The sequence below is a fragment of the Propionivibrio sp. genome (assembly GCF_041441355.1).
In the GTDB taxonomy this organism is placed as follows: Bacteria; Pseudomonadota; Gammaproteobacteria; order Burkholderiales; family Rhodocyclaceae; genus Propionivibrio.
This window is the reverse complement of the sequence record NZ_JASDTF010000006.1, coordinates 54,568-78,063: the sequence shown is the minus strand read 5'-3', so window position 1 is coordinate 78,063 and position 23,496 is coordinate 54,568. Positions and strand designations below refer to the sequence as shown.

20 protein-coding genes and 1 tRNA gene are annotated in these 23,496 nt (G+C 62.4%); 15 read left to right on the top strand and 6 right to left on the bottom strand.

Annotation, left to right across the window (positions count from 1 at the left end; all coding sequences use genetic code 11):
• The first annotated feature begins 27 nt into the window (after positions 1–27).
• From ispG to QMB55_RS02615, 13 genes are all read left to right on the top strand, one after another.
• Positions 28–1,260, top strand: a complete 1,233-nt coding sequence (ispG, locus tag QMB55_RS02675; protein WP_497587138.1) for a flavodoxin-dependent (E)-4-hydroxy-3-methylbut-2-enyl-diphosphate synthase — start codon at positions 28–30, stop codon at positions 1,258–1,260.
• Positions 1,257–2,552 (top strand): histidine--tRNA ligase, encoded by a 1,296-nt coding sequence (gene hisS / locus QMB55_RS02670; RefSeq protein WP_497587114.1) that lies wholly within the window; start codon positions 1,257–1,259, stop codon positions 2,550–2,552. The genes ispG and hisS overlap by 4 nt, the downstream gene beginning before the upstream one ends.
• Positions 2,552–3,232 (top strand): YfgM family protein, encoded by a 681-nt coding sequence (locus QMB55_RS02665; protein WP_497587113.1) that lies wholly within the window; start codon positions 2,552–2,554, stop codon positions 3,230–3,232. Before hisS ends, QMB55_RS02665 begins: the two co-directional genes overlap by 1 nt.
• Positions 3,232–4,383, top strand: a complete 1,152-nt coding sequence (bamB, locus tag QMB55_RS02660; protein WP_497587112.1) for an outer membrane protein assembly factor BamB — start codon at positions 3,232–3,234, stop codon at positions 4,381–4,383. The genes QMB55_RS02665 and bamB overlap by 1 nt, the downstream gene beginning before the upstream one ends.
• The gene (gene der / locus QMB55_RS02655) at positions 4,380–5,843 is read left to right on the top strand and encodes a ribosome biogenesis GTPase Der (protein ID WP_497587111.1); all 1,464 of its coding nucleotides are present in this window, start codon (positions 4,380–4,382) and stop codon (positions 5,841–5,843) included. Before bamB ends, der begins: the two co-directional genes overlap by 4 nt.
• 96 nt (positions 5,844–5,939) lie before the next feature.
• Complete coding sequence (hfq, locus tag QMB55_RS02650) at positions 5,940–6,176, top strand: RNA chaperone Hfq (RefSeq protein ID WP_497587110.1); 237 nt, start codon at positions 5,940–5,942, stop codon at positions 6,174–6,176.
• 115 nt (positions 6,177–6,291) lie between these two features.
• Positions 6,292–7,464: a ribosome rescue GTPase HflX gene (gene hflX / locus QMB55_RS02645; protein ID WP_497587109.1), complete on the top strand. Its 1,173-nt coding sequence runs from the start codon at positions 6,292–6,294 to the stop codon at positions 7,462–7,464.
• A gap of 20 nt (positions 7,465–7,484) precedes the next feature.
• Positions 7,485–8,753 (top strand): FtsH protease activity modulator HflK, encoded by a 1,269-nt coding sequence (hflK, locus tag QMB55_RS02640; protein WP_497587108.1) that lies wholly within the window; start codon positions 7,485–7,487, stop codon positions 8,751–8,753.
• A gap of 62 nt (positions 8,754–8,815) precedes the next feature.
• Complete coding sequence (gene hflC / locus QMB55_RS02635; protein WP_497587137.1) at positions 8,816–9,640, top strand: protease modulator HflC; 825 nt, start codon at positions 8,816–8,818, stop codon at positions 9,638–9,640.
• Positions 9,637–9,822 (top strand): DUF2065 domain-containing protein, encoded by a 186-nt coding sequence (locus QMB55_RS02630; RefSeq protein ID WP_497587107.1) that lies wholly within the window; start codon positions 9,637–9,639, stop codon positions 9,820–9,822. Before hflC ends, QMB55_RS02630 begins: the two co-directional genes overlap by 4 nt.
• The gene (locus QMB55_RS02625) at positions 9,819–10,985 is read left to right on the top strand and encodes an ATP phosphoribosyltransferase regulatory subunit (protein ID WP_497587106.1); all 1,167 of its coding nucleotides are present in this window, start codon (positions 9,819–9,821) and stop codon (positions 10,983–10,985) included. The genes QMB55_RS02630 and QMB55_RS02625 overlap by 4 nt, the downstream gene beginning before the upstream one ends.
• A complete protein-coding gene (locus QMB55_RS02620; protein ID WP_497587105.1) occupies positions 10,978–12,288 on the top strand; it encodes an adenylosuccinate synthase in 1,311 nt (436 codons plus the stop codon). Before QMB55_RS02625 ends, QMB55_RS02620 begins: the two co-directional genes overlap by 8 nt.
• Positions 12,289–12,429: 141 nt before the next feature.
• Positions 12,430–13,446 (top strand): hypothetical protein, encoded by a 1,017-nt coding sequence (locus QMB55_RS02615; RefSeq protein WP_497587104.1) that lies wholly within the window; start codon positions 12,430–12,432, stop codon positions 13,444–13,446.
• A 91-nt stretch (positions 13,447–13,537) separates the two neighbouring features.
• Here QMB55_RS02615 and QMB55_RS02610 read toward each other — a convergent pair.
• Positions 13,538–13,624, bottom strand: a tRNA-Leu gene (locus tag QMB55_RS02610).
• A gap of 39 nt (positions 13,625–13,663) precedes the next feature.
• Here QMB55_RS02610 and rnr point away from each other — a divergent pair.
• Positions 13,664–15,904, top strand: a complete 2,241-nt coding sequence (gene rnr / locus QMB55_RS02605; RefSeq protein WP_497587103.1) for a ribonuclease R — start codon at positions 13,664–13,666, stop codon at positions 15,902–15,904.
• A 42-nt stretch (positions 15,905–15,946) separates the two neighbouring features.
• On the opposite strand, the gene QMB55_RS02600 is transcribed toward rnr, so the two are convergent.
• The 5 genes from QMB55_RS02600 to QMB55_RS02580 all read right to left on the bottom strand — a co-directional run bounded on the left by QMB55_RS02600 (position 15,947) and on the right by QMB55_RS02580 (position 22,686).
• The gene (locus QMB55_RS02600; RefSeq protein WP_497587102.1) at positions 15,947–16,336 is read right to left on the bottom strand and encodes a DsrE family protein; all 390 of its coding nucleotides are present in this window, start codon (positions 16,334–16,336) and stop codon (positions 15,947–15,949) included.
• Positions 16,329–16,772 carry a glycine cleavage system protein H gene (locus QMB55_RS02595; protein ID WP_497587101.1) on the bottom strand — a complete coding sequence of 148 codons (444 nt, stop codon included), beginning with the start codon at positions 16,770–16,772 and terminating at the stop codon, positions 16,329–16,331. The genes QMB55_RS02600 and QMB55_RS02595 overlap by 8 nt, the downstream gene beginning before the upstream one ends.
• 143 nt (positions 16,773–16,915) lie before the next feature.
• Positions 16,916–18,388 carry an efflux transporter outer membrane subunit gene (locus tag QMB55_RS02590; protein WP_497587100.1) on the bottom strand — a complete coding sequence of 491 codons (1,473 nt, stop codon included), beginning with the start codon at positions 18,386–18,388 and terminating at the stop codon, positions 16,916–16,918.
• Positions 18,385–21,525, bottom strand: a complete 3,141-nt coding sequence (locus tag QMB55_RS02585) for an efflux RND transporter permease subunit (RefSeq protein WP_497587099.1) — start codon at positions 21,523–21,525, stop codon at positions 18,385–18,387. The genes QMB55_RS02590 and QMB55_RS02585 overlap by 4 nt, the downstream gene beginning before the upstream one ends.
• 33 nt (positions 21,526–21,558) lie before the next feature.
• Positions 21,559–22,686, bottom strand: a complete 1,128-nt coding sequence (locus tag QMB55_RS02580) for an efflux RND transporter periplasmic adaptor subunit (protein WP_497587098.1) — start codon at positions 22,684–22,686, stop codon at positions 21,559–21,561.
• Between the two features lie 162 nt (positions 22,687–22,848).
• Here QMB55_RS02580 and QMB55_RS02575 point away from each other — a divergent pair, with 162 nt between their 5' ends.
• Positions 22,849–23,466, top strand: a complete 618-nt coding sequence (locus QMB55_RS02575; RefSeq protein WP_497587097.1) for a TetR family transcriptional regulator — start codon at positions 22,849–22,851, stop codon at positions 23,464–23,466.
• Positions 23,467–23,496: the final 30 nt, after the last annotated feature.

The following is a 23,496-nucleotide window of genomic DNA, read 5'->3' as shown; positions in this document are numbered from 1 at the left end:
CGGGAGTACGAGTTTCACGTGAGTTCGATGAATTCTCAGCGCCGACCGACCCGTTCGGTCTGGATCGGCAAGGTCCGCGTCGGTGGCGATGCGCCGGTGGTTGTCCAGTCGATGACCAATACCGATACCGTCGATGCCCTGAAAACGGCGATCCAGTGCGCCGAGCTGGCGCGTGCCGGCTCGGAGTTGGTGCGCATCACCGTCAATACGCCCGAGGCCGCGGCGGCAGTGCCGCGCATCCGCGAACAGCTCGACAAGATGGGCGTCGACGTGCCGCTGATCGGCGACTTCCATTACAACGGCCACCGGCTGCTTACCGATTATCCCGAGTGCGCGCAGGTGCTGGCCAAGTATCGGATCAACCCGGGCAATGTCGGGCACGGCAAGAAACGCGACGAACAATTCGCGCAGATGATCGAGATCGCCTGCCGCTACGACAAGCCGGTGCGCATTGGCGTGAACTGGGGCAGTCTCGATCAGGATCTCCTGGCGCGCATCATGGATGGCAATGCTTCACGTGCAGAGCCGCTCGATGCCGTTGGCGTGATGCGCGAAGCAATGGTGGCCTCGGCCCTGGAGTCGGCCGCCAAGGCCGAAGAACTGGGCCTGCCGGGCGACCGCATCATCCTGTCCTGCAAGGTTTCGGGCGTGCAGGATCTGATCGCCATTTATCGTGAATTGTCGCGCCGTTCCGATTATCCCTTGCACCTCGGTTTGACCGAGGCCGGCATGGGCTCGAAGGGCATCGTCGCTTCCACCGCAGCGATGTCCGTGCTGCTGCAGGACGGCATCGGCGACACGATCCGCGTGTCCTTGACGCCGGAGCCGGGCGGGGCGCGCACGCAGGAAGTGATCGTCGCCCAGGAAATGCTGCAGACGATGGGTTTGCGCGCCTTCACCCCGATGGTGGCTGCGTGCCCGGGCTGCGGCCGGACGACCAGCACCTTCTTCCAGGAGTTGGCGCAGACGATCCAGAATCACGTGCGCGAGAAAATGCCGGAGTGGCGTGCCGAATTCGACGGCGTCGAGAACATGACGCTGGCCGTGATGGGCTGCGTGGTCAATGGGCCGGGCGAGAGCAAGCATGCCAACATCGGCATCAGCCTGCCGGGGACCGGCGAAGTGCCGGCCGCGCCAGTCTATGAGGACGGGCTGAAGACCGTCACCCTGCGCGGCGAGAACATCGCCGAAGAATTCACCGCCATCGTCGATCGTTACGTGGCGAGAACCTACCAGAGAAAGAACGCAACACGCTTATGAGCCAGAACATCCAGTCCGTGCGCGGGATGAACGACATCCTGCCCGGCGAATCCGAGTTGTGGGAGCTTTTTGACGAGACCGTTCGGGCCTGGCTCAAGGCCTACGGCTACCGCCCGATCCGCCTGCCCATCGTCGAGCCGACGCCGCTCTTCAAGCGCGCGATCGGCGAGGTGACCGACATCGTCGAGAAGGAAATGTACTCCTTCACCGACAGTCTCAACGGCGAGGCGCTGACCCTGCGTCCGGAAGGCACTGCGGGTTGCGTGCGCGCGGTGATCCAGCACAAGCTGGCGGCACAACAGCCGCAACGCTTGTACTACATGGGCCAGATGTTTCGCCATGAGCGGCCGCAGAAAGGTCGTTACCGCCAGTTCAACCAGGTCGGGGTCGAGGCTTTTGGCTATGCCGGCCCGGACATCGACGCCGAGTTGATCCTGATGGGCGCACGCCTGTGGGACGACCTCGGGCTCGACGACATCAGGCTCCAAATCAACACCCTCGGCCAGCCGGCCGAGCGTGCGGTGCATCGTGCCGAACTGATCGCCTATTTCGAGCGTCACGCCGAATTGCTTGACGAGGACGCGCGCCGCCGCCTGCACACCAACCCGCTGCGCATCCTGGACAGCAAAAACCCGCACATGCAGGAGATGATCGCCGGCGCGCCGCGGTTGATCGACTTCCTCGGGGCGGAGTCGTTGGCGCATTTCGAGGGTGTGCAGCAAGTGCTGCGCGACGTCGGCATTCCCTTTGAGATCAATCCGCGGCTCGTGCGCGGCCTTGACTATTACAACCTGACGGTCTTCGAGTGGGTGACCGACCGTCTCGGCGCGCAAGGTACGGTCTGTGCCGGCGGCCGTTACGACGGCCTTGTCGAGCAGCTCGGCGGCAAGCCCACTCCGGCCTGCGGTTTTGCCATGGGGGTCGAACGCCTGGTGGCGCTGATCAGCGAGTCGGGTCAGGCGCCGGCCGCCGAAACGCCCGACGTCTACCTCGTTTATCAAGGCGATGAAGCAGTGCGTCTGGCACCGCGCGTGGCAGAAGGTTTGCGCGACGTCGGCCTCAACGTTGTTTACCATTGCGGCGGCGGCAGTTTCAAATCGCAGATGAAGAAAGCCGACGCCTCGGGCGCGACCTTTGCCGTGATCATCGGCGACGACGAGGCTGCCGCCGGGCAGGTAACCCTCAAGCCCCTGCGCGCAAGCGAAGGGCAGCAGAACGAACAGCAGCGTGTCGGCCTCGAGGAGTTGGCCGATGTGATCATGAACTCTTACATCGACGGGGAAGAAGCGTAATGGCGGCCTACGATCTCGAAGAACAGGAACAGATTGCCGAAGTCCGCGCCTGGTGGAAGCAATACGGCAACCTCTTGCTTAACGTGGTGACGGTGGTTGCCGTCACCGCTGCCGCCTGGCAAGGCTGGAACTGGTATCAGCGTAAGCAGGGTGCCGAAGCCTCGGCGGTCTATGCCGAGTTGCAGAATGCCGCGCAGCAGTCCGACTTGCAGCGCGTCAAAGTGACGAGCGGCGAGCTGTTGGAAAAATATTCCGGCTCGTCGTACGCACCGCTCGCCGCGTTGACTGCGGCCAAGACCCTGGCGGACAACGGCGACGCCAAAACGGCGCGTTTGCAGCTGACGTGGGCTGCGGACAAAGGCAAGAATGAGGTGCGCGACATGGCTCGCCTGCGTCTGGCCGCCTTGTTGATCGACGAAAAGGAATATGACGCGGCGCTCAAGCAGCTCGACGCCAAGCCGGGCGCTGGTTTCGAAGCGCGCTTTGCCGATACGCGCGGCGATGTGCTGCGCGCGCAGGGCAAGGCGGCTGAGGCCGCGACCGCGTACCGTGCGGCGATCGAGGCCTTGAAGGCCACCCCCGTCGACGCGGCCGATCTGCAAAGTTGGCAGCAGCAGTCGAATGCCGTCTTCCGCGAATTGCTGCAGCAGAAGATCGACGCGCTGGGCGGAGCGCAGTAATGCGTCCCCGTCTCGCTCCGGCGTTGAGTGTCCTGGCGGGCTTGCTCCTGCTCAGCGGCTGTTCGACCATCGATTCGCTCAATCCCTTTGTCAGCAAAGGGCCGAAAATGGCCGAACTGACGCCCTTCAAGGCGTCGGTTGAAACCCGTGCGGTCTGGCGCGAGAACGTCGGCAAGAGTGACGTCTACGCCTTTACCCCGGCGATCGTCGGGAATGCTGTCTATGCCGCGAGCCGCGACGGAACCATCGCTCGCTTCGAGGATGGAAAGCGCGTTTGGCGGATCGACGCTGGTCAGCCCTTGTCGGGCGGTGTCGGCGCCGATGCCCGTTTGCTGGTGGTCGGAACACCCAAAGGGGAGGTCATCGCCTTCGACCCGGCGGACGGCAAGCGTGTATGGTCGGCCCGGGCAAGCAGCGAAGTGCTGGCGCCGCCGGCCGTGGGCGGCGGCTTGGTGGTCGTGCGCAGCGGCGATAACCGGCTGATCGCCTACGACGCCCTCGACGGCAAGCGCAAGTGGACTTTCCAGCGGCCGATGCCGGCGCTCGCCCTGCGTGCTACCGCGGCGCCGCTGATCGATAACAACGTTGTCGTTTCGGGCTTTCCGGGCGGCAAGGTGATCGCGGTAAATGCCGGTAACGGCGTTCAGCTGTGGGAAGGGACTGTCGCCTTGCCGAAAGGCTCGACTGAACTCGACCGTGTCTCCGACGTCACCAGCCAACCTGTCGTTGCCGGGCGTCTCTTGTGTGCCGTCGCCTTTCAGGGCAAGGTGGCCTGTTTCGACATTAGCTCAGGCAATACCGTGTGGTCGCGCGACATGTCGAGCGCCGTCGGGCTGACCCTGGAGGGGCGCCACCTCTACGTGACCGACGACAAGGGCGCCGTCTATGCGCTGGACATCGCCAGTGGCGCCAGCATCTGGAAGCAGGACAAGTTGCTCAACCGCGGGGTCGGCGCGCCGGTAGCGCGTCGAAATCTGCTCGCGGTGGCCGATGTCCAAGGCTACGTGCATTTTCTTAACCGTGACGACGGTGCCTTTGTCGGGCGCCTGAGTACCGACGGGACTCCCGTGGTCGCGCCGCTGCAGTTGCTTGACAACCGTGTGCTGGTTCAGACCAGTGGCGGTTCCGTCCTCGCCATCGAGGCGCAATGAAACCCACCATCGCTCTCGTCGGCCGGCCGAATGTCGGCAAGTCGACCCTCTTCAATCGCCTGACCAAGACCCGGGACGCCCTTGTGGCGGACATCCCGGGGCTTACGCGCGACCGTCATTACGGACACGGCAAGCTCGGCAGCAAGCCCTATCTTGTCGTCGATACCGGCGGTTTCGAACCGTTGGCCAAGGACGGCATCATGCACGAGATGGCCCGCCAGACCGAGCAGGCCATCGCCGAGGCGGATGCCATCGTCTTCGTTGTCGATGGGCGTACCGGCATCACCGCACTCGACAAGGAAATCGCCAACAAGCTGCGCAAGGTCAATCGGCCGGTCGTGGTGGCGGTCAATAAGTCCGAAGGCATGACGCGCGGGGTCGTGGTTGCCGATTTCCACGAGCTCGGACTTGGCGAGCCGCTGGCGATTTCGGCGACGCATGGCGAAGGTGTCCGCCACCTCGTCGAGCAGGTGCTTGAGCCGTATCCTGAGCCGAGTGACGAGGAAGAAAAGGACGATGTCCTCAAGGTGGCGATCGTCGGTCGGCCGAACGTCGGCAAGAGCACCATGATCAACGCCTTGCTCGGTGAAGAGCGGGTCATCGCTTTCGATCTGCCCGGAACCACGCGCGATTCGATCTACGTTGACTTCGAGCGTGAGGGGCGCAAGTACACGCTGATCGATACCGCGGGCCTGCGTCGTAAGGGTAAGGTTTTCGAGTCGATCGAGAAATTCTCGGTGATCAAGACCCTGCAGTCGATCGAGGATGCGCATGTCGTCGTGCTTGTGCTTGATGCATGCCAGGATATCTCGGACCAGGATGCGCACATCGCCGGTTTCGTGCTTGAGTCCGGGCGTGCGCTGGTGGTTGCGGTCAACAAGTGGGATGGCCTCGACAACTACAAGCGCGAGCAGATCAAGCAGGAGCTTGAGACGCGTCTGAAATTCCTCGATTTTGCCCGCTTCCATTACGTTTCTGCGCTTAAGGGGCAAGGCTTGGTGCAGGTGTTCCGTTCGGTCGACGCTGCATACAAGGCGGCCACGGCCGACCTGTCTACGCCGCAGCTGACTCGGACACTGATCGATGCCGTCGCTCGCCAGGCGCCGCCGCGGAGCGGAATCTTCCGACCCAAGCTGCGTTACGCGCACCAAGGCGGACGTAATCCGCCGGTCATCGTCATTCACGGCAACGCGCTCGATCAGGTGCCCGATTCGTATCGACGCTACCTTGAGCACGTCTTCCGCGAGGTCTTCAAGCTGCAAGGGACGCCGCTGCGCATCCAGTTCAACGTCAGCCAGAACCCCTTTGCCGAACGCAAGCCGGTCGAGAAGACGCGTCGCAGGCCTAAACCCGAAGAGAAGAGCGGGCATGCGCCGGCCAAGGCGAAGGTCGGGCCACGCAAACCGGCTACTACAGCGGCGACTGCGCCGCGCACCCGCCGCAAGCCGAGCGGCGCTTGACCCGGGCATGGAAATTATTCCCAGTAATGATGGTCAAGCCCGGAAAAATCCTATAAGCTTGAACGCAATACCAACAATGAACATGGAGTTCAAACCATGAGCAATAAAGGGCAACTTTTACAAGACCCGTTTCTCAATGCCTTGCGCCGGGAGCATGTTCCGGTTTCGATCTATCTCGTCAATGGCATTAAGCTGCAGGGGCAAGTCGAATCCTTTGATCAGTATGTCGTGCTGCTCAAGAACACCGTGACGCAGATGGTGTACAAGCACGCCATTTCGACGGTCGTTCCTTCGCGTCCGGTCAATCTGCAACAGGACTCGAACGACGATTAAAACCGTCGGGACGTTCGCAGGCGCGGCGGATGAACTCCGTCGCGCTTTTCCTTTTTTCGCCATTTCTTCAGTACGTTGCGCACCGTCCATACGCCGCAGCCGGTGATTGCCGACCATGTTTGAGCGTCCTTCCGCAGGGGAGCGCGCGGTTGTGGTGCAGCTCGATTTCGGTGAAGGCGACATGGCGGAACGTCTTGAAGAGGTGCATCTGCTTGTCGAGTCGGCCGGTGCGAATGTCTGTGCCAATGTCGTCGGCAAGCGGCGCAGCCCCGATCCGGCAACCTTCGCCGGCAAAGGCAAGGTCGAAGAGGTCGCTGCCGAGGTTGCGGCGCATGCAGCCAATCTCGTCATTTTCAATCATGCGCTTTCGCCCGCGCAGGAGCGTAACCTCGAGCGCCGCTTGCAGTGTCGGGTCGTTGACCGGACCAGCCTGATTCTCGATATCTTCGCCCAGCGTGCACAGAGCGCTGAGGGGAAGTTGCAGGTCGAGCTTGCGCAACTCGATCATCTGGCGACGCGTCTGGTTCGTGGTTGGACACACCTGGAACGGCAGAAAGGCGGGATCGGTCTGCGCGGCCCTGGCGAAACGCAGCTCGAAACCGATCGTCGCTTGCTCGGAAAACGTGTCAAGCTGTTGCGCGAGCGCCTGGTGCGCCTGGAGCGGCAGCGCGGCGTCCAGCGCAAGGCGAGGGCGCGCGGCGAAGTGCTGAACGTCTCTCTGGTCGGCTATACCAACGCCGGGAAGTCCACGCTTTTCAATGCATTAACGCATTCTGGGGCTTACGCTGCGAACCAGTTGTTCGCCACCCTCGATACGACCTCGCGCAAACTCTGGCTGGGCGAAGCCGGGCATGTGGTGATCTCGGATACTGTCGGTTTTATTCGCGACTTGCCGCACGAACTCGTGGCGGCCTTCCAGGCGACGCTTGAAGCGACCGCTCAAGCCGATCTTCTCCTGCATGTCGTCGATTCGGCGAGTCCGGCCCGCGAGGAACAAATGGCTGAAGTCGGCAAGGTGCTCGAAGAAATTGGCGCGAACGAAGTCCGGCAATTGGTGGTCTTCAACAAGCTCGATTTGACGGGCTTGCCTCCGGCGGTCGAGCGGGATGAGTATGATAGAATTTTTCGCGTCAGGCTCAGTGCTAAATGCGGTGATGGCTTGCCCTTGCTGCGCGAGGCTTTGGCCGAGATCGCACAGGAAAAATCAACCGGCGCGTCTCGCGCCACCGAGGTCGGCGCCGACGCCGATCAGGATAACTTGGAAGACGAACAGAACCCCTCGCTATGATTTCATGCATCGGAGTGCTTATGTCGATCAACGACCCCCAGTGGGGCGGGCGCGGCAACGATAACGGCGGCGGCAAGCGCCCGAATCAGGGACCGCCTGATCTTGAGGATCTGTGGCGCGATCTCAACGGTCGGCTATCGTCCATTTTCGACAAGAAAAAGGGCGGTGGGAATAACAACGGTGGCGATGGTGGCGGCCGTCCGCCGGTGGAACTCAATCCCAAATTTCTGAGCAGCGGCGCCGGTATCATCGTCGCCCTCGCGGTGCTTGCCTGGCTGGCCAGCGGCTTCTACATTGTCGATGCCTCGCAGCGCGGCCTTGTCCTGCAATTCGGCAAGTACAAGGAAAGCACGGCGTCCGGTCTGCGCTGGCGTCTGCCGTATCCGATCCAGTCGCACGAACTGGTGAATATTTCCGGGGTGCGCACGCTCGAGATCGGCTATCGCGGCAGTGAGCGAAACAAAGTGCTCAAGGAAGCGCTGATGCTCACCGACGATGAGAACATCATCAACATCCAGTTTGCGGTGCAGTACATCCTCAAGGATCCGGTCGCCTACATCTTCAACAATCGCGGTCCGGATGAGGCTGTGATGCAGGCGGCTGAAACTGCGATCCGCGAGATCGTCGGCAAGAGCCGCATGGACTTCGTGCTCTATGAAGGGCGTGAACAGATCGCGATCAAGGCTTCGAACCTGATGCAGGAAATCCTCGATCGTTACGAAACCGGCATCCAGATTTCCAAGGTCACGATGCAGAACGCGCAGCCGCCCGAGCAAGTGCAGTCGGCCTTCGACGACGCCGTCAAGGCGGGTCAAGACCGTGAGCGGCAGAAGAACGAAGGTCAAGCGTATGCCAACGACGTCATTCCGAAAGCACGCGGTACGGCCGCGCGCCTGATGCAGGAAGCCGACGGCTACAAGCAGCGCCTGATCGCCACGGCGGAAGGCGACGCCAGCCGCTTCCGTCAGCTCAATACCGAATACGCGAAAGCACCCGAAGTGACGCGTAATCGCCTGTACCTGGAAACCATGCAACAGGTCTATGCCAACACCAGTAAGGTGCTGGTCGATGCCAAGGGGCAGGGGAACCTCCTCTACCTGCCGCTCGACAAGCTGATGCAGGCAGCGGGTTCTGTGCCTGCTGCGGCGCCGGCGCACACCGAAACGAATGCTCCGACGGCCTCGCGTCCTGCGCCGGCCATGACCCACGAAACCCCGCCGCAAGTGGCCGATCGGCCTGAAGTTCGCACCCGCGATGCCTTGCGTTCGCGCGACCGGGAGGTGCGCTGATGAAAGCCAGTCTGAACTTCATTGCGGCCGCTGCCGCAGGTGTGCTCGTCCTGCTCGGGGCGATGATCTTCACCGTCGATCAGCGTCAGCATGCCATCGTCTTCCAGTTGGGTGAGGTTCGCGAGGTCATCTCCGAACCCGGTCTCTACTTCAAGTGGCCGATGATCCAGAACGTGCGCTATTTCGACAAGCGCATCCTGACGCTCGATTCGGCCGAGCCCGAGCGCTTCATCACCTCGGAAAAGAAAAACGTCCTCGTCGATTCCTTCGTCAAGTGGCGCATCGTCGATCCGAAGCTTTACTACGTCTCGGTTGCCGGTGAGGAAGCGCGCGCCCGGACACGTCTCGCGCAGACGGTCAACGCCGGCCTGCGTGAGGAGTTCGGCAAACGCACGGTGCATGACGTCGTTTCCGGTGAGCGCGACAAGATCATGGAGCAGATGCGCGAGAAGGCCGACCAGGATGCGCGCAAGATCGGCGTCCAGATTGTCGACGTGCGCGTCAAGCGTGTCGATTTGCCGAGCGAGGTCAGCGAGTCGGTGTATCGCCGCATGGAAGCCGAGCGGAAGCGCGTCGCCAACGAGTTGCGTTCAGAAGGTTCCGCCGAGGCCGAGAAGGTCCGTGCGGACGCCGATCGGCAGCGTGAGGTCATCGTCGCCGAGGCTTACCGCGATGCACAGAAGGTCAAGGGTGAGGGCGATGCCAAGGCGGCGGCAATTTACGCCCAGGCCTTCGGGCAGAACCCCGAGTTCTACGCCTTCTATCGCAGCCTGGAAGCCTACCGCAATAGTTTCAAGAACAAGGGCGATGTCATCGTGGTTGAGCCCAATTCCGATTTCTTCAAGTACATGAAGAGCCTCGGTCGCGGCGAAAAAGCCGCGAAATGACCACCACCCTGCTGCTCGCCTTCGCACTGATGCTGGTCCTGGAAGGGGTGATCCCCTTCCTGGTTCCGCGCGTCTGGCGAGAAACCTTTCGGCGTCTGACCCAGATGTCGGATGGGCAGATCCGTTTCGTCGGCTTAAGTTCGATGCTCGCCGGCCTCATTCTCCTGATGATCTTCACATGAACTGGCTGCTGCCTGATTACGTTGCCGATGCCTTGCCGCAGGAGGCCGCTCGCATCGAGCGCCTGCGCCGGACCGTCCTCGACCTGTTCCGCGTTCACGGCTATGAGTTTGTCATGCCTCCTCTGCTGGAGCATCTCGATTCGCTGCTCACCGGCTCGGGCTCGGATCTGAAGCTGCGTACCTTCCAGCTCGTCGACCAGCTTTCCGGGCGGACGCTGGGCATCCGCGCCGACATGACACCGCAGGTCGCGCGTATCGACGCACACCTGCTCAATCGCGAAGGTGTGGTTCGCCTCTGTTATTGCGACAGTGTCCTGCATACCCTGCCAGCTTCGCATGCGGCCAGCCGAGAACCCATTCAACTGGGGGCGGAGCTTTACGGTTACGCGGGCGTGGAAGCCGATCGTGAAGTTATCCGATTGCTGGCGGTGGCTCTCGAGCGCGCCGGTGCGCCGGCATCGCGCATCGACATCGGCCACGTCGGCGTCTTCCGTGCCCTGGCCAGGGCGGCCGGGCTTGAAGGTGCGGATGAGGCGACGATCATTCAGCTGCTGCAGGTCAAGGATGTGCCCAGCCTGCGTGATTACTGCGACCGACTGACGCTGCCTTACCGCGCTGCCTTCCTGCAGTTGCCGGAGCTCTACGGCGATTGCCGCGTTCTGGCCCAGGCTGGTGAGACGCTACCGGCCTTGCCTGAAATCGCCGCTGCGCTGGAAAGTCTGCAGCGCCTGCAAGACGCGATGCCGGATCTGCCGCTTTCGTTCGACCTCGCCGACCTGACGGGTTACCATTACCACAATGGCGTGGTGTTTGCCGCCTACCATTCAGCGTATCCCAGCGCCATCGCCCGCGGTGGTCGTTACGACGGCGTCGGCAAGAACTTTGGCCGGGCGCGCGCTGCCACCGGTTTTTCGCTCGATCTCCGGGAAATCGCGCGCTTGACCATTGGCGAGCATGAGGTGCGCGGCATTCTGGCGCCGACGAATGCCGCCGATACGGCCTTGGCCTCGTGCGTTGCCGAATTGCGCGAGCAGGGCGAAATTGTTGTCGAGTTGTTGCCCGGAGAGACGCAGTGCGCCGGGCCGGTTTGTGACCGTGCGCTGGTGTGGCGCGACGGACAATGGATGGTTGAATCGATTACAGGAAATAAAAGTCATGGCTAAAAACGTCATCGTGGTCGGCACCCAGTGGGGTGACGAGGGTAAAGGCAAGATCGTCGATTGGCTGACTGATCACGCCCAGGGCGTCGTCCGCTTTCAGGGTGGTCACAACGCTGGCCATACCCTTGTGGTCGGTGAGCGGGTGTTCAAGCTCAACCTCGTTCCTTCGGGCATTGTGCGTGCCGGCGTCGTCTGCTACGTTGGCAATGGTGTCGTTCTCGACACCCGGCATCTGCTGTCGGAGATTCGCGAACTGGAGGCGGGCGGGATCGAAGTCCGTTCGCGCCTCAAGATCAGCCCGGGCTGTCCCTTGATTCTGCCGTATCACGCGGCGCTCGATCGGGCGCGTGAGGCGGCTAAGCCTGAGGGTGCCAAGATCGGCACGACCGGCAAGGGGATCGGCCCAACTTACGAGGATAAGGTCGCGCGTCGCGCCCTGCGCGTTTATGACCTGTTCAACCCGGAGCGCTTTGCCGCCAAGTTGCGCGAGAACCTCGACTATCACAACTTCGTGCTGACCCAGTACCTGGGCGGCGAAGCGCTCGATTACGACACCGTGTTGGCGCAGGTGATGGCCGATGCCGAGGAGATCAAGCCCCTGGTGGCCGATGTTTCGGCCGCCCTGCATGCCGCCAACAAAGCAGGGCAGAACCTGCTGTTCGAAGGTGCGCAAGGCTCCTTGCTCGACGTCGATCACGGCACCTATCCCTTTGTTACCTCCTCGAACTGCGTGGCCGGCCAGGCTGCGGCCGGTTCGGGTGTTGGTCCGTCCAAGCTGCACTACGTGCTGGGCATCACCAAGGCGTACTGCACGCGCGTCGGCGGCGGTCCGTTCCCGAGCGAGTTGGACATCGAGACGGAAGGCACGCCGGGCCATCAGATGTCGCAGAAAGGGCGTGAGTTCGGCACCGTGACCGGGCGCAAGCGTCGTTGCGGCTGGTTCGATGTTCCTGCTTTGCGTCGTTCCATTCAGATCAACGGCGTGACTGGGTTGTGCATCACCAAGCTCGACGTACTCGATGGCCTGACTGAACTGAAAATCTGCACCGGCTATCGCCTCAACGGTCAGGTGGTCGATCTTCTGCCGATGGGGGCCGATGAAGTCGCGGCCTGCGAGCCGATACTCGAAACTCTTCCGGGGTGGAGCGAATCGACCTTCGGGGCACGCAGCATGGAACAGTTGCCGGAGGCTGCGCGGGCTTATCTGGCGCGCATCGAAGCCTTGTGCGAGATCAGCATCGACATCGTGTCGACGGGTCCGGAGCGCGATGAAACCATTCTGCGTCGGCACCCGTTTACGTGCTGATGCCTCGACGTTTGTCGCTCAAAGCCGGCACTGCGCCGGCTTTTTGTTTGGCGAGCAGACGGTTCGGGTGACTCGTACGCGCGCGCAGACCTGCCCATCTTGCTATGATGAGGCTTGGTATCACCAGCCAGGATGGCATTGATGGGAATCCTCGATTGGTTTGTCAATCGCCCTGCGCAATTCGACGCGGATCGGCGTAACGAAGAGACCATAGAACGGGCCATCGATAAGGCTGTCCAGCTCACCAACCCGCGTTTGAAGCTGGTGCGCGATTATCGGGAAAACCTGCGGCCGGCGGTCGAGGCCGCGATCGATCATCTGCGCGCCCTGGTGTTGGCCTTGCCTCCGCCCATCGAAGTTTCCGCCGATTTGTGGGCAGAAAATCCTTCATTGCGCGCCTTTTTTGCCTCCCGTCTCGACGTGGCTCAGACGGTAGGGCGCTCGAGCAATCTCCGGACGCTGTTTGATAAGTATCAGACGCTCGATTGCGCCTGTTTTGTCCTCGGGATGGCTTGCGAGGAACAGCGTGTGTTCGGCATGGGGCTACAGGGAGAGGTTGTGCAGCGAGAGGTGGCCCAAAGCGTACTTGTCTTCTCCGATCACAAGGCGCGGATTTGCGGCCGTGATGAGCAGGAGTTGAGGCGCCTCATCGGCACTCAAGCCTTTGAATATCTCGTGGCCGAGGCGATCGCCAAAATTGGCGAGGAGCATGCCGAACGTCGTGAACTCGAAGAAGAGCGTGCGCTGATTCGTGCCCGCCTGCGCCTGTTGCAGCAGCAGGGGCCGGGCTTGGGGAGTTTTGCCGGAGCGCAGCCGGAACAGCTTGCAGTGCGTGAGCGGCTGGAAGCTCAGTTGCTGGACAACGAACGGCAACTTGAGGCCTGTGTCGGGCAGCAGGACGTGCTCGACTTCGAATTCGAAGTCCTCAAGGACGTACTTGCCGATCCGACGGCTTATCTTGCGTTCGAGGCCGAGCGGCGGTGGATCGATACGCTCAACGTGCTGTGTCCGGCAGGGCAGGGCGCGGAGATCGAATTCACGCAAGTACGGCTGCTTGGGGCGCAGAAGGCGACACGGGCTTTTGTTCTGGGGCGTTTTGCGCGTACTGGGATGTGTGCGGGGCAGATCGATTTTGCCGGCGCGGAGCGTCTGTTGTGATGCGGAACGAAATGTTCAGCAAAAACGCCGCCATGCTTGGCGGCGCTGCAAAGCAAAAAGCCCCGATCTATGATCGAGGCTTTGCTTTTCTTGGTGCCCAGGAGAGGACTCGAACCTCCACAGTGTTGCCACCACCAGGACCTGAACCTGGCGCGTCTACCAATTTCGCCACCTGGGCATCGCTTAAGAAGGCAACATTATAAAGGACCAATAAAAAATGTCAACAAAAAAACCATCAAAAGTGAGAAGAAAAGATCCTTTCTTTGAGCGTGAGGCCGCGCGGTACGCCATGCCTTTGCCATCGCGCGAATACATCCAGCAGATGCTCGAAGAACAAGGGCGGCCGGTGTTCTTCGAACGCCTGTGCGAGCTGCTCGATATCCGCAAAGGCGAGCTTGAACCTTTCGAGCGGCGCTTGTTGGCGATGGAGCGCGAGGCCCAGATCATGCGCAACCGCAAGGGCGCCTTCATCCTGCCCGAGCGCGCCAGCCTGATCCCGGGACGCATTGAAGGGCACGCCGACGGTTACGGCTTCCTCATTCCCGATGACGGGAGCGAGGACATTTTTCTCGATGCCAAACAGATGAGCAAGGTCCTGCACCGCGACCGGGCGCTGGTCAGGGCGATCGGCGTCGACCGCAAGGGGCGGCCGGAAGGCGTGATCGTCGAGGTGCTCGAACGCGCCAACAGCCGGGTTGTCGGGCGCGTGTTGATCGAGCACGGCATCGCGGTCGTGGTGCCGGAAAACCGGCGCATCAGCCAGGACATCCTGGTGACTCCGGACAAGAAGTTCAAGGCCAGGGACGGCCAGGTGGTGGTGGTCGAAATCATTGAGCAGCCAAACCGCCATGCCCAGCCGATCGGACGCATCGTCGAGGTTTTGGGTAACTATGCCGATCCGGGGATGGAAATTGAAATCGCCCTGCGCAAGCACGACCTGCCGTTCGAGTTTTCTGCGCAGTCGCTCAAGGAAACCAAGGCGCTTCCCGAGCGCGTGGCGCCAGGAGAATGGGACGGCCGGCGTGACCTGCGCGATCTGCCTCTGGTGACGATCGACGGCGAGACCGCCAAGGATTTCGATGACGCGGTCTTTGCTGAGAAGAAGGGCCGCGGTTGGCGCCTGGTGGTGGCAATCGCCGACGTCAGCCATTACGTGCGTCCGGGCTCGGCGCTCGACCGCGAGGCGATGGAACGGGGCAATTCGGTGTATTTCCCACGCCGAGTGATCCCGATGTTGCCGGAGAAACTCTCCAATGGCCTGTGCTCGCTCAACCCCGAGGTTGATCGTCTGGCCATGGTCTGCGACATGGACATCAATGCCAGCGGCGCGATCAAGGCCTACACCTTCTATCCCGCCGTCTTCCGCTCGCAGGCGAGGCTGACCTACACGCAGGTCTGGAACTGGCTTTCCGGCGAAGCACAGCCTGAAAGCGAGCAACACCGCGGGCTGCAGCCGCACCTCAAGGCGCTCTACGCCTTGTTCCAGGTCCTGCTCAAGGCGCGCCATAAACGTGGGGCGATCGATTTCGAGACGATCGAAACGATGATGCTGTTCAACGATCAAGGCAAGATCGACAACATCGTCCCAGTCGTCCGTAACGACGCGCATCGCCTGATTGAAGAGTGCATGCTGGCCGCCAACGTCTGCGCTTCGGCCTTCCTGGAGGAACATCACCAGGCCTGTCTGTACCGGGTGCATGAAGGGCCGACGCCGGAGAAGCTTGAGGCGCTGCACAGCTTCCTCAAAGAATTCGGGCTGTCGCTGGCCGGTGGCGAGGATCCGCACGCCAAGGATTACGCAGCGCTGCTGGAGAAAATCAAAAGCCGGCCCGACGCCCAGTTGCTCCAGACGGTGATGCTCCGCTCCTTGCGCCAGGCCGTCTACAGCCCCGACAACGTCGGGCATTTCGGCCTCTCCTACGAACATTACACCCACTTCACCTCGCCGATCCGGCGTTATCCCGACTTGCTCGTGCATCGCTCGATCAAGGCTGTGCTTGAAGGCAAACGCTATAGCCCGGGCAATTGGGACGACATCGGCATGCATTGCTCGATGACCGAGCGCCGTGCGGACGAAGCGACGCGCGACGTGAACAACTGGCTCAAGTGCTACTACATGCGCGACCGGATCGGCGAAGAGTTCGCCGGAACCATCGCGGCGGTGGTTCCCTTCGGCGTTTTCGTTGCCCTCGACTCGGTTTATGTCGAAGGGCTGGTGCATGTTTCGGAACTGGGCGAAGACTATTTTCAGTACGACAACATCAAGCACGAGATGCTCGGCGAACGTAGCGGCAAGCGCTATCGCCTCGGCGACCGTCTCTATGTCCGCCTGGTCCGGGCCGATCTGGAGAGCGGACGCATCGACTTCGTTCTGGCCGAGCCGCCTGTCGATGGTGCGACCCCCGATACTTTTACGGCTGGAAAAACGAAAGCGGTACGACGCAAGAAAAGCGGTTGACGGGCAGTGAAGTGTGCTGCGCGGACAGCGGGTGTCGGCAGGTCAATAGACCAGCGCCCGCCAGTCGGGATCGAGGCTGCGGGCGATGAAAGCCGTGGCGCCGGCGCTGCCGGCGCACTCCGGGATCAAGGTTTCGCTGTCGGCGATCCACGCAGCCTGCGCCATGCTGCAGGCGCGCAGCTCAACGCCGGCGGCGGCCGCTTCACGCAAAAAGTCGCCCAGCGACTTGTCACATTGCGGCGAGGGGTAGAGCGTGTCGGCCACGCCTTGCACCAGCAAGCGCACCGCCGGACCGGCGAAATGCAACTCGACCCGGCAATCGAGAGCGCTGGCAGCGAGCGCGTGCACCATGGGGGTGACACAGGCCTCAGGGCGGCGACCGTCGACGCTACAGAGCAGCAGCGCGAGGTGTTGCAGAAGGCGTTCATTCATCGAAACGGGCTCCCGGGTCCATGCGCAGGATGTGTTCCCGATAGCTGTGTGCGTCGCATAAGGCTGTGGCCTCCTCGGCCCAGCACAGCGGGGTGCCACGCGCCATCCAGCCCGTCGTGTAAGGCATTGCGAGGATCAGGTTGGGGCGCGCTTCCGCAGCTTCGTTGCCTGCCGCCAGCGTAAAGGAAATCGGGGCGTGCACGGCGAGTACCGTCTTGCGACATTCGACGGTGCCCAGCCCGCGTCCGCGTTCGATGCGCGCACCGCGCGGCTTGGCGGTGAAGGCGATGAGTTCGCCGGCAAGAAAAAGACCGAAGCCGGTTGCGCCGATCAGGACTTCGCCGCTGGCATCGTCCGGACGCGTAACCCACATGTCATGGGTGCGGCAATACCAGCGATCGGCAGGGATGTGACCTCTGAACGACGAATCCGGCATTTCTCGACTCCGCGTGAGGATGCTTGCACCGGCGGCAAGGCGACGGTGCAGTCTAACATTGCGGGCATGCTGCCGCAGCGGTGGCAGTGGCAAAGAAATGGGGCGCCTGACGGCGCCCCAGTGCGGGAGGATTCGAAACGAAGCTATTCGCCGGCTTGCCGTTCGGAGCGGGTGCCGGTGTTGTCGTGCGAATCCGTCAGGTAGTCGTCCTTCCAGCCGCCACCGAGGGCCTTGAACAGATCAACGCTGGCGTTGAGGCGGGCCTGGCGGGTGCTGATAAAGGCCATCAGTGCGTCGTTGGCGGTCCGTTGGGCATCAAGCACCTCAAGGAATCCCGAGTAACCGGCGGCATAACGGATCTGCGCGATGTCCAGGCTCTTTTGCGCCGCCTTGGCGCGCTTGTCTTGCGCATCGTCCGCGGTGGCGTATTCGCGCAGGCCGACGAGCGCGTCATTGACCTCCTTGAAGGCCGTATGTACCGTTTTCTGATAGCCCGCCAAAGCCTGCTTCTGGCGGGCGGTGGCCTGGTCGACGCGCGCCGAAGTACGGCCAGCGTCGAAGAGGGGCATCGCCGCGGCCAGACCGAGCGACCAGACGTTGGCACCCGATTTGAACAAGTCGGCCAAGGCCGCGCTTTCTCCGCCATAGGTGCCGGTCAGCGTCACGCTCGGGAAATACGCGGCCTTGGCGACGCCGATTCGGGCGTTGGCCGAGATCAGCGATTCTTCGGCTTGACGGATGTCGGGTCGGGCCTCGAGCAAGGCCGACGGCAGGCCGCCCGGCGGCACCGGAGGGAGAGGCATCTGGCGCAGGTCGCCGGCCGGGATGCGCAAGTTCGGCTGCCCGGTCAGCAACGCCAACTGGCTTTCGGCCATGGCACGTTGACGGCGAAGTTCTGCCGCTTGTGCCTCGGCAGCGGCCAAGCTGCCCTCGGCCTGGTTCTCCTCAAGCGGCGATGCGGAGCCCGCAGCGAAGCGGCTGCGCACGATTTCGAGCGATTCGCGGCGGGTGGTGAGCGTGTTTTCGGTCAGCGCCAGCGCGGCATCGTTGGCGCGCAGAGCAAGGTAGCTATTAACCACTGCGCCGGTGACCGTCAGCGTGACCGCGTCGCGGGCATAACGGCTCGCCAGCAGGTCGGCGCGGGCCGATTCGTTGGCGCGGCGCAGCTTGCCCCAGAGGTCGATTTCGAACGAAGTGCTCAGCCCAGCACGGCGGCTGTCCTGCAGGCGGTGTGCGCTGGCCGGGAGCGGGTTGGCATTGAGCGTGCTGACTTCGCTGCGCGAACTGCCGGCCTTGAGGTCGACCTGTGGGAAGTAGGTCGCTCGCGCTTCCGAAGCGAGACCTTCGGCTTCCTCGACGCGGGCGACGGCGGCGAGCAGGTCGAAGTTGTGTTCGCGTGCTCTGGCCACCAGTTCGTCGAGCGTTGGGTCGGCGTAACGCCGCCACCATTCGGGCTCGACGAGTGCCGTGGGCGCTTGTTCCTCGGTACGGCTGTAGGCCTCGGGCAGGGTGACTTCAGGGCGCTTGTAGTCGGGGCCGACAGCGCAGCCGCCGAGCAGGATCAGGCCGAACACCGCCGCGATCGGGCTCAGGGTGAGGTGATTGCGGCGCATCATGCGTGCTCCTTCGTGGCGTCGCTTTGGCCGGCAGTCGGGGGCGTTTCGTCGTGATGCGCGCGCCCGGAGAGCCAGCTGAAGAACATGGGAATGAAGATGGTGGCGATGAAGGTTGCGGCGAGCATGCCGCCGAACACGCCGGTGCCCATCGACTGGCGTGCTGCGGCACCGGCGCCGCTGGCCTTGACCAGCGGTACGACGCCGAGGATGAAGGCCAGCGAGGTCATGACGATGGGACGGAAGCGGAGGCGTGCCCCTTCCAGTGCAGCGTCGCGAACACGCATGCCCTCGGCGCGCTTCTGCGCGGCGAATTCGACGATCAGGATGGCGTTTTTAGCCGCTAGACCGATCAACACCACGAGGCCGATCTGGAAATAGATGTCGTTGGGCATGCCGCGGATCATCACCGCAGCCAGCGCGCCGAACAAGGCGAAAGGCACGGCCATGATGACGGCCAGCGGCAGCGACCAGCGCTCGTACTGCGCGGCCAGGATGAGGAAGACCATCAGGATGCCGAAGCCGAAGGCGATGGCCGAGGTCGTCCCGGCACGTTTTTCCTGGAAGGCTTGGCCAGTCCAGGCGAGCTCGTAACCCGAGGGCAGCGTTTCCCGCGCGACCTGTTCGACGATCTTGATCGCATCGCCGGTACTGACCTTGCCGGCTGCGCTGCCCATCACTTTGGCGGCGATGAAGCCGTTGAAGCGCTCCAGCATCTCGGCACCGAAGACAGTCTTCACCTTGATCAGGGCCGAGACCGGGACCATGCCGCCGTTGGCCGCACGCACGTACAGGCGGCCGATGTCCTCGGGCTTGGCCCGGTAGGCGGCCTCGGCCTGCAGCTGGACGCGGTAGGTCCGGCCGCTCAAGTTGAAGTCATTGACGTAGAGCGAGCCCATCGAGGCTTGCAGGGTTTGGTAGACGTCGCTGACCGAGACCCCCATCGAAATCGCCTTGGCTTCGTCGACTTCGACCATGAGTTGCGGCGTCGAGGGGCGGAAGAAGGTGTTGATGCCCTGAAGCTCCGGCCGTTGCTTGAGCGCGTCCATGAAGGTCTGGATCGTCGTCGCCAGCTTCTTGGGGTCACTGTCGCCGCGCGCCTGGATGTAGGCTTCGAAGCCACCGGAGGTTCCGAGGCCGCTGATTGCCGGCGGGTTGAAGACCAGTGCCATGCCGTCCGGCATGCTCATGCCGAGGCCGCCGAATTTCTTGGCCAGGGTGTCGGCGCTGCTGGCGCGGTCGGTCCGCTCGCCCCAGTCTTTGAGCGGAATGAACACCGTCCCGGCGTTGGGTTTGACGTCGCCGCCGATGATGTCGTTGCCGGCAATGACGAAGACCTTGTCCACCGCCGGCGTTTCCTTGAGCATTTGCTGGAACTGGTCACCGGTAGCGCGTGTGCGTTGCAGGCTGGCGCCGTCGGGCAGCATCAGGGCGCTGATCAGGTAACCCTGGTCTTCGGCCGGAACGAAGCTGCCGGGAACGGCGCGGAACATGACGACGCTGCCGCCCAGGATGACCAGGCAGGCGATGGTGCCGATGATGCGGTGATGCAGCGTTTTGTGTACCGTCGACGTGTAACGTTGGGTCAGGGCTTCAAAGGCGCGGTTGAACGGGCGGAAGAACGCCGGTTCCTCGTGCTTGCTTTGCAGCAGCAGGGCGCAGAGCGCCGGGGTCAGGGTCAGCGCGACGATGCCGGAAATGGTGACCGAAATGGCGACGGTGACCGCGAACTGCTGGTAGAGCTTGCCAGCAATGCCGCCGAGGAAGGCGACCGGGATGAACACCGCGCAGAGCACCAGGACGATGGCCACGACGGCGCCCGACACCTCGCGCATGGCCTCGATCGCCGCCGCCTTGGGCGGCAATTTTTCTTCCCACATCAGGCGTTCGACGTTCTCGAGCACCACGATGGCGTCGTCCACGACGATGCCGATGGAGAGGACCATGGCGAACAGGGTCAGGGTATTGATCGAGAAGCCGAACAGCCAGAGACCGGCAAAGGTGCCGATCAGCGAGACCGGGACCGCGATCATCGGGATGACGGTCGCCCGCCAGTTCTGCAGGAACACGAAGACGACGAGCGCCACCAGCACCAGGGCTTCGACCAGGGTTTTGACGACTTCGGTGATCGAGGCCTGGACGAACTTGGTTGTGTCGTACGGCGTCACGTAGTCCATCCCCGCCGGGAAGCGTTCCTTGAGCTCTTCCATCCGCTTTTTGACCCGTCCGGCGACGTCCAAGGCGTTGGCGCCGGATTGCAGGAAGACGCCGATCCCGATCACTGGCTTGCCGAGCAGGGCCGTACTCGAATCGTAGTTTTGGGCACCGAGTTCGATGCGCGCCACGTCCTTCAGGCGCAAGGTGCCTTTGGCGCCGCCCGCGCGGATCACGATGTTGCCGAACTCTTCCGGTGTGCTCAGGCGGCCCTTGGCGGTGACGGTATAGACGAGCTGCTGGCCGCTGGGCGCCGGCTCCTGGCCGATCTTGCCGGCGGCGTTCTGCTTGTTCTGCGCGGAGATGGCATTGGCGATTTCCGTCGTGGTGACCCCAAGCTGGGCCATGCGGTCCGGTTTGAGCCAGACGCGCATCGAGTAGTCGAGGGCGCCGAAGATCTGTGCGTCACCGACGCCGGGAATGCGCTTCAAGTCGTCCAGGATATTGACCAGCGCATAGTTGGAGAGGTAGAGCGGTGTCAGGCTGTTGTCGGGCGAGGTCAGCGTCGTCACCAGCAGAATTTCGCTCGAACGCTTGGCGACCGAGACGCCGTACTGGCGGACCACGTCGGGCAGGCGCGGCTCCGCGATCTTGACCCGGTTGTTGACGTTCACCGTCGCCATATCGACGTTCGTTCCGACTTCAAACGAGGCGGTGATGGTCAACGTGCCGTTGGAGGCCGACGAGGAGTTGAAGTAAAGCAGGTTCTCGACCCCGGAAAGCTGCTCCTCGATCGGCGCAGCGACCGTCTTGGACAGGGTTTCGGCCGAAGCGCCGGGATAGGTGGCGGAAATGACCACCGTCGGCGGGGTGATGTTGGGGTATTGGGCGACCGGCAAACCGAGCGCCGCCAGAAGCCCGGCGATCACGATGATGATCGAGATCACTGAAGCAAAGATGGGCCGGCTGATGAAAAAACGTGACATGAATGCGAGTCCTTTTCTGGTCTTGCCGGCGGCTTACGACTTCTTCTCGGTGGCCGTTGCCGGGGCTTCGCCAGGCGGCGTCGGCGCCTTGGGCGCGACCTGTGCGCCCGGACGCAGCTTCATCAGGTTGTCGATGATGATCTTGTCGCCGGCCTGCAGGCCCTTGGTGATCACCCAGTCCTTGCCTTGCCATTCGGCGGTCTGGACCGGGCGCGGCGCGACCTTGTTCTCGGCGTCCACCGTCATCACCAGTCGCCCTTGTTCGGTCTGCACGACTGCGGCCTGCGGCACCAGGAAGACGCCCTTGCGCTCGCCGACCTGCAGCCGGATGCGCACGAATTGTCCGGGCAGCAGGCGTTCGTCGCGGTTGTCGAATTCCGCGCGCAATTGCTGTGTGCCAAGGGTCGGGTCAATTGTTGAAGCGAGGAAGTTGAGTTTTCCCGGGTGCGCGTAAACCGTCCCATCGGGGAGCAGCAGCTCGACCCGCCGCACATCCTCGGCCTGGAGGCGCCCGTCTGCCAGCGCAACGGTATCGGAGTCGCTGATGCCAAAACGCACCCACATCGGATTGCTCTGGTAGATCGAAGTCAGCGCTGCGGGGTCGTTGGCGGCGATCAGGTTGCCTTCCGACTTGTTGGCGCGTCCCGTAACACCGGCCACTGGCGCGGTGACCGTCGTCCACGACAGGTTGAGCTGCGCTTGGCGCAACGTGGCCTGGGCCATGGCGTTGGCCGAGGCCATGTCGTCGTATTCCTTCTGGCTGATCGCCTGGCGGGTCAGCAAGCCCTTGAGGCGGGCTTCCTCGCGCGCCGTCTGGTCGGCCTTGGCGCGAGCCTCGGCGAGGGCGTTCTCGTAGGGCGCGCGGTCAATCTGGAACATCGGCTGTCCGGCCTTGACCGGGACGCCTTCCTGATACAGGCGTTTGACCAGAATGCCGCTGACCCGGGCTCGAACCTCGGTTTCCTTGGCCCCTTCCGTCTGGGCCATGACCTCGATCGTCGAAGGCAGGTTGACGGGCTGGACTTCGACGACGCTGACCGGCATGGCGCCTGGTTTCGCGGCTTGTGGCGTATTGCTGTTGGAGCAGGCAGCAAGGGCAATCACGATGGGAATGAGCAGCGTGGCGACGGCAAGGCGCCGTGGCTGGCGAAGGGATGGCATCGGTAGAACTCCTGGCGACAAAATGAAATGCTTATATACAGACATGTATGTATGTTACCATGAAACCCGCAGCACACAGTGACCGAATGTGCGAAATGTTTGATTTCGAACCTTGAATTAAGGTCTGGTTTAGCTTTTTTGCGAATACGGAAGAGAAAAAGGATGGTCAGGAAAACCAAGGCGGACGCCGAGCAAACGCGGCAGCTTCTCATCGCCGCAGCACGCGAAATGTTTCACCGCTGCGGGGTGAGCCGTACCTCATTGGAAAAGATCGCTGCCCAGGCGGGCGTGACGCGCGGCGCGGTTTACTGGCATTTCGCCAACAAGGCCGAACTCTTCTTCGCCGTGCGCGAGGAAAACCAGCAGATGCTGGAGAATGCGGTGGCGCTGCTGAACGACCCGATGATAGACGATCCTCTTGATGCCATCGAACGCTCCTTGCAGGAGTTCTTTTCCATCCTGGCTTCGAATGTGTTGGTGCAGCAGACCTTTGAAATCATGTCGCTGCGCTGCGAGTACGTCGATGAGTTCGCGACGGTTCTTGCGGAAATCAACAAGCCCTGTTTCGACCTCCTCACCAAACTGAACGTTCTTTATACGCGGGCGGCGGAGAAAGGTCTGTTGCGTTCCGGCCTGGATCCGGAGAGCTTGGCGTATGACACGCTGTCGTTCATCACGGGCGCATTCCACAACTGGCTCTCGACCGAGCCGGGCGATGTTTTGCGGACACGCGTTCTCGCCATGATCCGTAGTCACATGATGTTGCGTCGCGCGCTTTGAAGCATCGATGACTCTGCGCCATCGTCACAA